The following is a 12,827-nucleotide window of genomic DNA, read 5'->3' on the forward strand; positions in this document are numbered from 1 at the left end:
CCTAACCCACTCCTAATAAGGAGAGGGAACTATATCTATAATGTTTAACAATCATAGGATTCTAATGAATGTTCTCCCTCCCTCTGGGAGGGAGTTAGAGGGAGGGCAACTTTCATTAAAAAAAGCGAGCCTTGGCCCGCTTTTTTTAATATTCAAATTTTAGTTCTGTTCCAGATAAGGATTTTCAAAACCCAGCTTGGCCAGAATCTCGATCTCAATGCCTTCCATTTCTTCTGCATCTTCATCTGAATTTTCATGATCATAGCCCATTAAGTGCAAGGTGCCATGAACCAGCATATGGGTAAAGTGAGTCAAAGGCGCTTTGCCCTGTTCACTCGCTTCACGTAATACCACCGGAATACAGATCACCAGATCACCAATGGGAAATGCATCCAGAAACTGCGCCATTTCATCTGGAAGCTCACTCGGGAAAGACAGTACATTGGTCGGTTTGTCCTTGTCTCGATATTCCAGATTAAGCTTATGACTTTCGTCATTGTCGACACAGGCAATTCCAATTTCGCAATCACTTTGAGTGCCAATATGACGTAAAGTGGTTTCTACAACTTTTTTAATATAGGCACGTTTCAGCACCAGTTCAGGCGACTGAAAGTCCTGTTGTAAGGAAAGACTAAGTTTCAACACAAATCCTTAAGTTTAAAGCTTAATGCTGTGCGTCTGCCGCAGCATCATTTTCAGCGATCAAGGCATCCTGACGTGCTTTACGTTCGGCACGTGCTTCAGCACTTAAACGCTGCTGTTCACTGTCCCAGCCTTCGTAGGCTTCGACAATTTTCTGTACCAGCTGATGACGTACCACATCACGCGAATGGAAACGGGTGATATGAATTTCAGGAATTTTATCAATCACACGCAAGGCATGTGACAGACCGGATTGCTGACCACGCGGTAAATCTACCTGAGTTACGTCGCCGGTAATCACGGCACGTGAACCAAAACCTAGGCGGGTCAGGAACATCTTCATCTGTTCTGGGGTGGTATTCTGCGCTTCATCCAGAATCACGAAAGAATGATTCAAGGTACGGCCACGCATATAAGCAAGCGGAGCCACTTCAATCACCTGACGTTCGATCAGCTTGGCCACTTTTTCAAAGCCAAGCATTTCATACAGCGCGTCATACAAGGGACGTAAATAAGGATCGATTTTCTGGGTTAAATCTCCCGGCAGGAAACCGAGTTTTTCACCGGCTTCAACCGCAGGACGAACCAGCAGAATGCGCTGGATTTCATTGCGCTCCAGCATATCCACTGCAGCTGCAACGGCAAGATAGGTTTTACCTGTACCGGCAGGGCCAATACCAAAAGAAATATCACTTTGCAGAATGCGCTGTACATAGCGTTTCTGGTTGGCACCACGCGGGTTGATCCGGCCTTTACGGGTTTGCAGCCAGACATTGTCCAGCCCCGTATGTTCCTGATCATCCAGATCTTGCTGAAGTTCACGGTCAGTCTGGCTGCCCTGAATCATCAGATGTAAAGTATCTGCACTAATCTGCTGACTATGTTCAGATTCTTCATGAAGACGTTGCAAGAGCATTTCGGCTCTCTCAACGGCATCGATTCCACCATCAATAATAAAACTTTCTCCACGATGGGAGATTTTGACGTCTAAACGTTGTTCAATTTGCTTCAAATGGCCGTTATAGGCACCTAACATGGCTTGTATACGGTCCATCGAAATTCCAGGAAAAGCTACTGTACGTCGAATCGCTGCAGTCAAGAGTGTTCCTTATGAAGTGTGCGTTATATGCTCTACATTACGCCACGTCAGGCTCAAGATTCAAGAGCTCACCGTAAACTAAATTCAAAGTTTTAATTTTGGTAATTTCAATCTCGGCAAAGCGGCCTACCCAGGCAGGGTCACCAATAAAGTTGACATAACGGGTATTGTCCGCCGTACCGACCAGAATATTCGGATCTTTATCAGAAACTTTTTCGATCAGTACACGCTGGATGGTCCCGAGCATGGCATCCGTCTTGTCAATGCTTGAACGCTTAATCCATTGCTGAACTTTGGCCAGACGTTCTTTTTTGATATCTTCAGAGATCGTATCTTCCAGTTCTGCCGCAGGCGTACCCGGACGTTTTGAATAGATGAAACTATAAGAATGGTCGAAATCCAGATCCTGAATAAACTGATAAGTCTCTTCAAAGTTTTCATCTGTTTCACCCGGGAAGCCAATGATAAAATCTGAAGATAGGTGCATGTCAGGGCGAACTGCACGTAACTTTTTAATCTTTTCGATATAGACATCAATGGTGTGGTTACGCTTCATCGCTTGTAACACATCATTGGAACCGCTTTGTACCGGCAGATGCAGATGTGAAACCATTTGTGGCAGGTCACGATAGCACTGGATCAGGTCATCATTAAATTCCAGGGGATGCGAGGTGGTATAGCGAATACGGCCAATACCCGGAATGTCTGCAACCAAACGCAGCAAATCGGCAAAAGTACAGATATTGCCTTCGAAGGTTTCACCCCGGTAGCCATTTACGTTCTGACCCAACAGCGAAATTTCACGCACGCCTTTTTCTGCCAGACCTGCAATTTCAGCCAGGACATCATCTAGTGGACGAGAAACTTCTTCACCACGCGTATACGGCACCACGCAGAAAGAACAGTATTTGGAACAGCCTTCCATGATCGAGACAAAAGCTTTATAGCCTTCAACACGCGGTTCTGGCAGAAAGTCGAATTTCTCGATATCGGGGAAGGAAATATCCACCAGTTTGATTTTTTCTTTTTTCGGCTTTTCGATCTGCTCAAAATGCTGATCCAGCATTTGCGGCAAACGGTGCAGGGTTTGTGGACCAAAAATCATATCGACATAATTGGCACGTTTCTGGATGTTGTCGCCTTCCTGAGACGCCACACAACCACCAACACCAATAATCAGATCAGGATTTTTATCTTTAAGCTTACGCCAGCGGCCTAGCTCGGAGAATACTTTCTCTTGGGCTTTTTCACGGATCGAGCAGGTATTCATCAGTAGAATATCGGCATCTTTAGGATCGGTGGTCAGCACATAGCCATGAGAATCGCCTAACAGGTCTGCCATACGGTGACTGTCGTACTCATTCATCTGACACCCTTGTGTTTCGATGTACAGTTTCTTGACTGAAGCATCGCTAACAGGGGTGTGCGCTGGCTGGGTAACAGTGTTTTCTGAGGCAGCTGGGGCACCATTCGGAATGAAGGTTTGAACCGTCATGTAGGCTCCTACAAGGTAATACGTTGAAAGAGTGAACGAATAGCCTGATTGATGCATCAAACAGGTGAATAAAAATTCAATTCACAGACTGAAATCTTGGAAAGGCGCATATTTTAGCAGGAAAGTCGCTTAAACTTATAGCCCAAATTAACTGTGGAAAAATATTGATTTATGGGCAAAAATTGTCTGTAGATTAATATTGCTTAATCATAAGGTTACATAACTGAACAATAGAGTTGGTTATAATCTTCAAACTAGCTCTTATGATATGCAACATGGGCAAAGCATAAAATCGATGATAGAAGGCAAAGGGATGTTGAAACACACTAAAACTATGTATAAATACTATAAATTAATTACTTTAAGTGTGGCATGTATCTGTTCAGCGAGTACACAGGCAGCAGAAGAACAATTTAATGATGCCTTGCGTGCAGCCAATGCAGGTAATACTGAACTGTTACAGCAATATCGTCTGTCTATGCAGAATGATGCCTTGGGCTATTATCCGGAATACTGGATTTTAAACCAGAATCTTGCCATGCAGCCTGTTAGCCAGATTATCAGTTTTGCCCAGCGTTACCCTCAATCCGCCATGGCTGAAAAGCTGGCAGCAGACTATGTCGAAGAAAAGGTAAAAATGGCAGACTTTAGTACTGCTCAACCGGTATTGCCTTATGTAACCAATGCTGATCCTGCCGAAGCCTGTGCAGTGGCACAAGTGCGCGCCAAAGCTGGCGATGAACTGGTCTATGCTGAATTTAAAGAGGTCTGGCTGACGACGAATAACCAACCGGATTCTTGTACCGGTCTTGGCCGGATGATGCTTTCCAGTCCACTCATGACAGCAGAAGACCGTCAGCAGCGACTCTGGGGACAACTTCGTGCCGGACAGTCAGGTCAGGCCATTGCGACAGCGCAAGGCATTGGCCTGAATTTGTCATTGGCACAATTGAACTCGATTCAGGCCAATCCCACCAGTTATTTGTGGTCTGCACCTAAAAGCAGTGCTGCCGAACATGCCTATCTGATCTATGCACTGGGTCGTCTGGCAGATACTGATCTGGACTCGGCCTTATCCATTGTCAAACGTACCGCAGAAGGCACACCTGCATCTGTACAACGCGCCTTATATCGTGCTGTCGGTTATATCGGTGGTACCACAGTCATGAAAAACAACTTCAACCGTGAAGTGTTAAATGCGCTAGATGCCAGCTATGGCCTGCCATTTAGCCCGGAAGAAGCCGAAATTTATGCACGTCAGGCCATCCGTTTTAGTGCTTGGGAAAGCCTGATTCGTGCCATTGATAGCATGAGTGTTAACCAAAAGCAGGAAGACCGTTGGCAATATTGGCTGGCGCGTGCCAGCGAACAACGTACTGATCGTGCTTCCAAACAGGCAGCAGAAAGTATTTATCGTAAGCTGGCGACCGGAGATGACTATCACAATCTTCTGGCACGCGACAAGCTGGGGCAGGTGACTGCGAGTACACCAAATCCAGCGCAGCCATCCAATCAGGCTATGCAGCGCTTGAATCAGGATATTCATTTCCGCCGTGCTTTCACCTTACGTAATATCAGCGCCCCGGAGAACTATATTAACCGGGAATGGAACTGGGCAGTGCGTCAGGCTTATCTAAAGAAGGATGATGACCTGTTGCTGGCCGCGGCAAAACGTGCCATGGATATGGGCTGGTATGATCGTGCCATTTATGCCGCTGACCGTACCGCGAACAAACATAATTATAACTATCGTTATCCAATGCCACATCAGAATTACGTGGTCAGCCATAGTCGCAATGCGGGGATTGATCCGGCCTGGGCCTATGGTTTGATGCGTCAAGAAAGTCGTTTCAATACCGTCGCACGTTCACATGTCGGGGCGGGTGGTCTAATGCAGATTATGCCGGATACGGCCAAGTTGGTGGCGCGTCAAATGGGTGAGGCTTATAATCCGGCAGCACTCACCGATATGAATACCAATATTCGCTACGGAACATTCTATTTATCTACCATTCAGCGTCAGCTCAGCAATAGTCCAGTTCTGGCAACAGCAGGCTATAATGCCGGACCAAACCGTGCCCGCCGCTGGCAGCCAGAATTTCAGGGAATGGCCGCAGATCAATATACTGAAAGTATTCCTTTACTTGAAACCCGAGATTATGTGAAACATGTCATGACCAATGCCACGCATTACGGTATCTTGTTAGGACAGGGGGCACAGTCAGTGGGTAAACGCATGCAACTGATACCATTACGTAATACACAATAAAATTAAAATTATTGGGGAATGGTAATTTATTCATGAAAATAATGAAGGATCGTCGAGTCTGGGCTGGATCGGTTACGCTTGTGGTTTTGGCCAGTAGTCCGGCAGCGTTTGCTACGCCGACAGACTATGTCATGGATGTACAAATGGTCCCGGCCCTATGTAGCCTGTACCGTGAATATGCCAAGAAACGAAAATGTCTGGAAGGTTATTCGCTGAATATCTCCGGCTTATATCCTCAGACCACATCACAAAATTGTACGACCAATAGCTCTGCGAAACTGTCACCACTGCAGTCCAAGGTAGTGGCCAGGATCATGCCGGATGACAATACCCGGACAATTTTATGGCGCAATATCGGTGGCTGCGTGCCGATGAATGCCAGTCAGTATTTCCGGACGATTATCAATTATGCAGATCGTCTGAAAGTGCCTGCGGAACTGACGGAACAGGAAAATATCACGATTTCTGTCGATACATTGCGAGCCAAATTCCTGAAAATTAATCCGCAATTACCGGGCAATGCCTTGCGATTCAACTGCCAGCAGACCCAGTCAGCTAGCGTGCTTACCTCGATCAAGGTCTGTTATCGCCCCAATGGCAATTACAAATCCTGTCCTGCCAACATTATTAATACATGCCCAAAAACTGTCACAATAAAAGGAACATACTGAGCTTTTTTGCCGATTTAATTTATATTTCCTATCAGACTTTAGGTGAAATCCGTCCTCTTTTATATGCATCTGGCAAAGGATTGGAGTACAATCTTTCGCGTTTACGATTATTAGATTAAATACTAACTATTTAATCGCATTGAATATCCTCAATTGGAGATAATTAGATGAAGCAAGCAGTTCGTGTTGCCGTTACTGGCGCTGCAGGTCAAATTGGTTACAGCCTATTATTCCGTATCGCAAGCGGCGAAATGCTAGGTAAAGATCAACCAGTGATTTTGCAATTGCTCGAAGTTCCTTTTGAGAAAGCTCAACAAGCGCTTAAAGGCGTAATGATGGAGCTTCAAGATTGTGCATTCCCATTACTAGAAGACATGATCGGTACTGATGATCCTAAAGTTGCATTTAAAGATGCTGACTATGCGTTATTAGTTGGTTCACGTCCACGTGGTCCAGGTATGGAACGTGCTGACCTGCTTAAAGTGAACGGTGAAATCTTCATCGGTCAAGGTCAAGCATTGAACGAAGTTGCAAGCCGTGACGTTAAAGTTCTAGTTGTTGGTAACCCTGCAAACACGAATGCTTACATCGCAATGAAATCTGCTCCAGATCTTCCAGCGAAAAACTTCACTGCAATGTTACGTCTTGACCACAACCGTGCTGCATCTCAAATTGCTGCTAAAACTGGTAAAGCGGTTAAAGACATCAAAAATCTTACAGTTTGGGGTAACCACTCTCCAACCATGTATGCCGACTACCGTTTTGCAACAATTAACGGCGAAAGCGTTAAAGACATGATCAACGACCAAGAATGGAATGCAAATACATTCCTTCCGACTGTTGGTAAACGTGGTGCTGCGATTATCGAAGCACGTGGTTTGTCTTCTGCTGCTTCTGCTGCTAACGCTGCAATCGACCATATGCGCGATTGGGCTCTTGGTACAAACGGCGAATGGGTAACTATGGGTATTCCTTCTGACGGTTCTTACGGTATTCCTGAAGGCGTAATGTTCGGTTTCCCTGTAACGACTGAAAACGGTGAATACAAAATCGTTCAAGGTCTAGAAATCGACGAATTTAGTCAAGAGCGTATCAACTTCACGTTGAATGAACTTGAAGAAGAGCGCGCAGCAATTGCTGATATGCTTAAATAATTTGATCTTCTTAGATTAAGTTGAAGAAAAGCACTCCATTTGGGGTGCTTTTTTTATGTCACTCACTTTATCAACAAAAAATAACAAGCTGTGAAGGAGAGACAACTGAGTTTTCGCTATGAGCCATCTAAGGTAGAGACAAGATTATAGATAAAAAACAATGGAGGTTCAGATGTTAGAACAACGCGCCACCTTCGAACTTTTCTTTGAACAATTGGGTCTGGATTCGAGTCCGGAAGCGATTGATGAGTTTATTAATACGCATCAAATCGGTATGGATGTGCCCCTGCATAAAGCTCCTTTTTGGAGTAAATCACAGCATGACTTTCTGATCAGTCACTGGAAGAAAGATGATGACTGGGCCATTTTTGTTGATGTATTGAATGAACAATTACATATTGAGGCAGAGGGTTCAGGTTCCTGTGACATACCCGGCCATAAATCAACCTAAGAATTCCAATATCAACACGCTCATAATTTAACGCTACGATGGAGGCTCTTTATGCTTACGGAACAACAGTTAACTTTAGAATTATTATTTGAACAATTGGGTTTGCCTTCTGATGAAGCCTCAATTACTCAATTTACCCATACCCATCAATTGCCATCTGAAGTGGCATTACCGGATGCTGAATTCTGGAGTGAGGGACAAAGTGCCTTCCTGCGTGAACATTGGCACCAAGATGATGAATGGATTGTCATTATTGACAAGTTAAATCAGCTTTTACATGTGGAAAGCGACAAACAAAGCGTTTAAATGCATTCATACAAAAAGAAACAACAAACCTAGTCAAAGGACTAGGTTTTTTTTGTCTTATCTTATAAGTTAGATCTATAAATAATTACAATTTATCTGATATAAGGAGGGCGCGATGCTCGCAAAGAACCAACCATCCTTAGAGCTCTTGTTTTCTCAGCTCGGTCTCGCCAATAGTCCTGCGGCTATTGAATTGTATGTACGCACCCATCAACTGCCAGCAGGGCTGTCCTTGCATGATGCGCCATTCTGGAATAAAGCCCAGCGTTCTTTATTGATTAGCCATTTGGTACAAGATGATGATTGGGCAATTTGGGTCGATGAACTGAATCAGCAACTGCACATGGACGCTTATAGACGTCAACCTGCTTGATCATTTTTCCTATATTTTTCTGATATTTAAAATAAGATGATATAGCTTGTATTAAAAAACGCCTCATTTGAGGCGTTTTTGTTCTTTGGCTTAATGCATTTTGCTTTTTAATATTTTGTTAAACCATTCGTGCTGACGATAATCATTAAATGCATGATGCTGCTGTAATAATTCCAGCTCAAATTCGGCAGTGGTGGTGTACTTACCTAACCAGTGGCGGGTCAGGGCCGGCTCATTTTTACTGGCACTGGCATAGGCCAGAAAGAAATAAATGTCCCCATGTTCATAACTGGCCATTGGCTTTAAAATTTGCTGAGTAATCAGGGCGAAATGGTGCTCTTTGGTCAATTCAAAAAACATCATATAAGCCTTGGCCAGATGCAAAGATAGGTTGATATACATGCGCAGCGGCATTTCTTCAAATTCTACCCGGCCTTGTTCCAGCAACACTACGGCTTCTTGCAGGAAATGTCGCTGTTCCTGACGCAGTTCACTTAAAGTCACCAGCTGTAAACGAAGATCAGCACGTTCAAGCGTTAATTCCGGCGTATTGCCTTTTAAATACAATTGGTCAGTTTCACCCAGACGTTGAATAATCTGTTTGGTCGTTAATCGCATCAACGCAATCCTCATTTCTCAATAATGGCTATATGAGGTTAAAAATTAAAATTTAAAGCGGCAGCGTGTCTTAGAGTAGTGAGGTATCACTTCTTAGCCAGGCGGTAATGGATAGGCGTTGCTGTTTAGAGATTAAAACTTCATGTAATAAATCGCTCTGGAACAGCGCCATTCGGTTTGGTTTTGGCTGGATAATATGCCACTGGCCATGTTTGTCCTGCAGGCGTAGTTCACCGCCCCAGTCCGTCTGCCATTGTCCATGTAAATAATACACACTGGAAATCATCCGGCCATTTTTATCTTGAGGATTGTCGCGGTGCAGGGTATAGAACTCACCCGCGTGATAGCAAGCGAAATGTGCTTCGACATCTTTGATGCCTAAATAAAACGCGCGGTTTAAAATTTGGGAAAATTGTTGAAGTGTTTGGATGTGTAGGTGGGAAATTTGAAATTCAGGTTGTAACCAAAGAATATGATCACTACGGATGTTGTTAACTACACCATTTTGAATGGCTGCATTACGAAATTCGTTTAAGTGGCTTAAGCATTCTTGGCTCACTGCATGTTGATATTCGCTAGAGTAAGCATCGTCAACAATACTAAAGCCATGTTGATCTAAATCATCTAAGATTTGATCAACATTCCAATCCCCTGGGATGATAACTGCTTCCATTTTTTCAATTCTCGATAGTGTGGTAAAAAAAGGTCCGCTATTTTAGTTCAATAATCGTTTCTGAACGAAATAGTTTTTCATGTTAAAATAGCAATTGATCTTAGGAATAATTGAAACATGAATTACCGTCACTCTTACCACGCAGGCAACTTTGCCGATGTCATGAAGCACGTTTTATTGCTTCAGTTGTTGACTCGACTGAATGCAAAAGACAAACCTTATCGCTATGTAGATACACATGGTGGTGCAGGTAAATATGATTTGTCGACTGCTGAAGCGCAAAAATCAGGTGAGTTTTTAAACGGTATTCATCGTCTTATTAAGCTGGATGATTCGATCAGGCGTAATGCACCTGAAGGCGTACAACAATACTTGAAAATTGTTGAAAACATGCGTGAAAACTTTGGTAAGGGTGCTTATCCGGGTTCGCCGTGGTTTGCGCTAGAAGGCATGCGTGAAATTGATAAAGCGACCATTTTTGAAATGCAGCGTGATGTATTCCAGCAACTTCGTCATAATATTTTTGACAAGCGTGCCGGTTTGCATGAGCGTGATGCATATGAAGGTCTGTTGGCAGTCATTCCGCCAAAAGAAAAACGTGGTCTGGTGATGATCGATCCGCCATATGAACTGGAACGTAAAGATTTCCCGCAGTTGGTCGAACTGCTGGTTGCTGCGTATAAGAAATGGCCGACAGGTGTATTTGCCGTTTGGTATCCAATTAAAGACCGTGCCATGATTGAACGTTTTGAGAAGAAAATGTTTAAGACCGGTATCCGCCGTCAACTGGTGTGTGAAGTCTGTGTATGGCCGGATGATACCCCAGTAGGCCTGAACGGTTGTGGTTTGCTGGTGATTAACCCACCTTGGAAATTCTCTGAAGATGCTGATGAAGCACTACAGTGGTTATTCCCGCATCTTCGCATGAGTGAAAACGGTGGTCACGCTGCAGTTCGTTGGTTAGTGGGCGAATAATTTTTTCAAAGATCAGGTCATAGCTAGGATCGACAAGAATGACAAATATAAGCAAACCGGAACGTGACTCTTCAACTGAAGTGCCTTTCGATGGCATCACCTTTGAGGTAGAAGAAGAGGAGCATACCCAGGAAGGGCAAAAAGTTAAGCGTCGAGGCATCTATCTATGGCCGAACCTGATTACAACGGCAGCGTTGTTGTCAGGTTTCTACTCGATTATTGCCAGTATGAATGGTGATTTTCAGCAAGCGATTTATGCGATTTTTATTGCGGCATTACTGGATGGACTGGATGGACGTGTGGCACGTGCGATTGGTGCACAAAGTCCGTTCGGTGAACAATTTGACTCGCTTTCTGACATGCTGGCTTTTGGCGTAGCTCCCGCTATTTTGATGTATAGCTGGGGCTTGAGTGATTTGGGCCGTATTGGTCTGGCGGCTTGTTTTGTTTATACCGCATGTGCTGCGTTCCGTCTGGCACGCTTCAATGTACAGATTGGTGTGGTCGACAAACGTTATTTTATTGGTGTCGCAAGTCCTCTGGCTGCCATCATGATTGTGTCACTGGTCTGGGTCGGTCTGGATTTTCCAGAAATCTTTGATATTCGTGAACCTTCTCTTCAGGTCATTAATGCAGTGGTCATCATTGCGGTAGGCTTGTTGATGATTTCCAATATCAAATACTATTCATTTAAAACTGTAGAACGTAAACGGGTTCCATTTTTTGTCCTACCAATTGCCGTATTCGTCTTTGCAGCGATGACTTATAATATTCCTGTCGGCATTCTGGTCATTTCTATTCTCTATGCCTTGTCTGGTTTTGTAACCACCTTTATGGCAAAAAGATCGAGTACATTATAAAAAGATAAGGAGTCTGAGATGCGGTTTCTTCAAGATTTTTTAGATCGTTCGAAACAGCTGAATCAGACTCCTACTGTTTCGCGCCATCCCGCCTATCATGGCCCCACCTCAAAATATAAAATTATTCATCAGGGTTTGATGATCCCCGGGCTTCCGGCACCCCTCTATTATTTAAACTTTCTGAGTATTATCGGGCAACCCAATGCACCCATGCTGGCAAACCCGAGTGCAATCGAAACCACAGCCTTAGACACCGCTACCGTGATTTGCAGTTCGAGCCCACATATGGTGGGACAATTGCATCACTATTCGGTCAAGCAGGACTGTCATTTTAGATCAGGTCTGTTTCAGTTTCTGGATCGTGAGCAATTGAGCGGAAGTTTTCCAAATTTTCGTTTGCAGCGTTCTGACTCGGAACTCAGTTTTGATTTAAATATTCAAACCACTCAACTGATTTCTCATTTTACCCAAATGCGGTTTTCCTTGGCAGATCACTGGTCTTTGCTATGTGATTGTCAGGGAACGGTGAACTATAAAGCGCAGCAATATACGATCGATGGTCTTGGAAGCTTTGAATACGCGCGGAGTTTTAACTTTCCTTATCTACCTTTGGCCTTCCTGACTTATCAAATTATTAATCTCAGTGAAAACAGGCAACTGTTGTTGGCGCAGATTCGGGATGGTTTTAATCGTATTGTTCAGTCGCGGATATATCTCCGTGATTTAAAAAACATGCGGACCCAAATGTTCGATCGCAAAGTTTATTTTAAAGTTCATCGTGTTTATCCGCGTGTCACGACACCTAATGGGCAGAGTATGTATTTGCCGCGCGAATTTGAATGGTGTTATGAAAATGCAGAGGGTACTTGTATCTGGGTACAAGGGCAAAGTCGTGGAGATTTTAAATTTGGCCTGGCAGCGGGCTATGTAGGAAGTTTTAGTTATCAAGTGAAAATAAATGAAGAAACTGAAAATGGGGAAGGAGGTTATTGTGAATACATAGATTGCCGGCCTTTACGCTTTCAAGAACAGAATAAAACTGAAAAAAGATTAAGTCATTTATCCAATTCAGTCCCTTTACTGCTCAAGAAATGAAGAAAAGTGCGATTTTTGTAGAATAAATAAACAGTCGTGATATTTTTGCTGAATTATTTAAAAATAGGGGTTGCAAGGGCTCTGAAATGCTGTAGAATGCACATCCATCGGCGGTGATGAAGATTAAAACTTCTGATAAAACAGTG

General features: G+C 43.8%; 14 protein-coding genes. 9 read left to right on the forward strand and 5 right to left on the reverse strand.

What is annotated here, in order from left to right; all coding sequences use genetic code 11:
- Positions 1–159: 159 nt before the first annotated feature.
- From ybeY to miaB, 3 genes are read right to left on the reverse strand one after another with little or no spacing between them, the layout of a single operon-like run.
- Positions 160–642, reverse strand: a complete 483-nt coding sequence (ybeY, locus tag MTX11_RS01550) for an rRNA maturation RNase YbeY (protein WP_180086866.1) — start codon at positions 640–642, stop codon at positions 160–162.
- Between the two features lie 22 nt (positions 643–664).
- Positions 665–1,741: a PhoH family protein gene (locus tag MTX11_RS01555; protein ID WP_004732214.1), complete on the reverse strand. Its 1,077-nt coding sequence runs from the start codon at positions 1,739–1,741 to the stop codon at positions 665–667.
- Between the two features lie 37 nt (positions 1,742–1,778).
- Positions 1,779–3,236, reverse strand: a complete 1,458-nt coding sequence (gene miaB / locus MTX11_RS01560) for a tRNA (N6-isopentenyl adenosine(37)-C2)-methylthiotransferase MiaB (RefSeq protein WP_243474190.1) — start codon at positions 3,234–3,236, stop codon at positions 1,779–1,781.
- Between the two features lie 334 nt (positions 3,237–3,570).
- Here miaB and MTX11_RS01565 point away from each other — a divergent pair, with 334 nt between their 5' ends.
- The 6 genes from MTX11_RS01565 to MTX11_RS01590 all read left to right on the forward strand — a co-directional run bounded on the left by MTX11_RS01565 (position 3,571) and on the right by MTX11_RS01590 (position 8,460).
- Positions 3,571–5,505 (forward strand): lytic transglycosylase domain-containing protein, encoded by a 1,935-nt coding sequence (locus MTX11_RS01565; protein WP_243474200.1) that lies wholly within the window; start codon positions 3,571–3,573, stop codon positions 5,503–5,505.
- Between the two features lie 32 nt (positions 5,506–5,537).
- Entirely contained in the window at positions 5,538–6,176 is a 639-nt protein-coding gene (locus MTX11_RS01570) for a ribonuclease T2 family protein (RefSeq protein ID WP_420909221.1), read from the forward strand.
- A 167-nt stretch (positions 6,177–6,343) separates the two neighbouring features.
- A complete protein-coding gene (locus MTX11_RS01575; protein ID WP_004645103.1) occupies positions 6,344–7,330 on the forward strand; it encodes a malate dehydrogenase in 987 nt (328 codons plus the stop codon).
- A 172-nt stretch (positions 7,331–7,502) separates the two neighbouring features.
- Entirely contained in the window at positions 7,503–7,781 is a 279-nt protein-coding gene (locus MTX11_RS01580; protein ID WP_004281428.1) for a DUF2789 family protein, read from the forward strand.
- Positions 7,782–7,832: 51 nt separating this feature from the next.
- Positions 7,833–8,087 (forward strand): DUF2789 family protein, encoded by a 255-nt coding sequence (locus tag MTX11_RS01585; protein WP_243474191.1) that lies wholly within the window; start codon positions 7,833–7,835, stop codon positions 8,085–8,087.
- Between the two features lie 115 nt (positions 8,088–8,202).
- On the forward strand, positions 8,203–8,460 hold the full coding sequence (locus MTX11_RS01590; protein ID WP_004645106.1) for a DUF2789 family protein: 258 nt from the start codon (positions 8,203–8,205) through the stop codon (positions 8,458–8,460).
- Positions 8,461–8,550: 90 nt separating this feature from the next.
- Here the strand turns inward: MTX11_RS01590 and MTX11_RS01595 are convergent, their stop codons facing one another.
- Together MTX11_RS01595 and MTX11_RS01600 are read right to left on the reverse strand one after the other, a co-directional pair.
- Entirely contained in the window at positions 8,551–9,078 is a 528-nt protein-coding gene (locus tag MTX11_RS01595; RefSeq protein WP_004281425.1) for a hypothetical protein, read from the reverse strand.
- A 70-nt stretch (positions 9,079–9,148) separates the two neighbouring features.
- Entirely contained in the window at positions 9,149–9,751 is a 603-nt protein-coding gene (locus MTX11_RS01600) for a 2OG-Fe(II) oxygenase (RefSeq protein WP_004281424.1), read from the reverse strand.
- 117 nt (positions 9,752–9,868) lie between these two features.
- On the opposite strand from MTX11_RS01600, the gene MTX11_RS01605 reads away from it, so the two are divergent.
- The 3 genes from MTX11_RS01605 to MTX11_RS01615 are packed head-to-tail and all read left to right on the forward strand — an operon-like array spanning position 9,869 to position 12,681.
- Positions 9,869–10,726 carry a 23S rRNA (adenine(2030)-N(6))-methyltransferase RlmJ gene (locus tag MTX11_RS01605; RefSeq protein ID WP_243474192.1) on the forward strand — a complete coding sequence of 286 codons (858 nt, stop codon included), beginning with the start codon at positions 9,869–9,871 and terminating at the stop codon, positions 10,724–10,726.
- A gap of 38 nt (positions 10,727–10,764) precedes the next feature.
- Complete coding sequence (gene pssA, locus MTX11_RS01610; RefSeq protein ID WP_005108642.1) at positions 10,765–11,586, forward strand: CDP-diacylglycerol--serine O-phosphatidyltransferase; 822 nt, start codon at positions 10,765–10,767, stop codon at positions 11,584–11,586.
- Positions 11,587–11,604: 18 nt separating this feature from the next.
- Entirely contained in the window at positions 11,605–12,681 is a 1,077-nt protein-coding gene (locus tag MTX11_RS01615) for a DUF6670 family protein (RefSeq protein ID WP_243474193.1), read from the forward strand.
- Positions 12,682–12,827: the final 146 nt, after the last annotated feature.

Origin of the sequence: Acinetobacter lwoffii (assembly GCF_022809915.1) — a bacterium.
Lineage (GTDB): Bacteria > Pseudomonadota > Gammaproteobacteria > Pseudomonadales > Moraxellaceae > Acinetobacter > Acinetobacter lwoffii_M.

Coding starts and splice junctions, on each gene's coding strand:
- miaB (WP_243474190.1), bottom strand. CDS start 3,236: ATGACGGTTCAAACCTTCATTCCGAATGGTGCCCCAGCTGCCTCAGAA.
- MTX11_RS01565 (WP_243474200.1), top strand. CDS start 3,571: ATGTATAAATACTATAAATTAATTACTTTAAGTGTGGCATGTATCTGT.
- MTX11_RS01570 (WP_420909221.1), top strand. CDS start 5,538: ATGAAAATAATGAAGGATCGTCGAGTCTGGGCTGGATCGGTTACGCTT.
- MTX11_RS01575 (WP_004645103.1), top strand. CDS start 6,344: ATGAAGCAAGCAGTTCGTGTTGCCGTTACTGGCGCTGCAGGTCAAATT.
- MTX11_RS01580 (WP_004281428.1), top strand. CDS start 7,503: ATGTTAGAACAACGCGCCACCTTCGAACTTTTCTTTGAACAATTGGGT.
- MTX11_RS01585 (WP_243474191.1), top strand. CDS start 7,833: ATGCTTACGGAACAACAGTTAACTTTAGAATTATTATTTGAACAATTG.
- MTX11_RS01590 (WP_004645106.1), top strand. CDS start 8,203: ATGCTCGCAAAGAACCAACCATCCTTAGAGCTCTTGTTTTCTCAGCTC.
- MTX11_RS01595 (WP_004281425.1), bottom strand. CDS start 9,078: ATGCGATTAACGACCAAACAGATTATTCAACGTCTGGGTGAAACTGAC.
- MTX11_RS01600 (WP_004281424.1), bottom strand. CDS start 9,751: ATGGAAGCAGTTATCATCCCAGGGGATTGGAATGTTGATCAAATCTTA.
- MTX11_RS01605 (WP_243474192.1), top strand. CDS start 9,869: ATGAATTACCGTCACTCTTACCACGCAGGCAACTTTGCCGATGTCATG.
- pssA (WP_005108642.1), top strand. CDS start 10,765: ATGACAAATATAAGCAAACCGGAACGTGACTCTTCAACTGAAGTGCCT.
- MTX11_RS01615 (WP_243474193.1), top strand. CDS start 11,605: ATGCGGTTTCTTCAAGATTTTTTAGATCGTTCGAAACAGCTGAATCAG.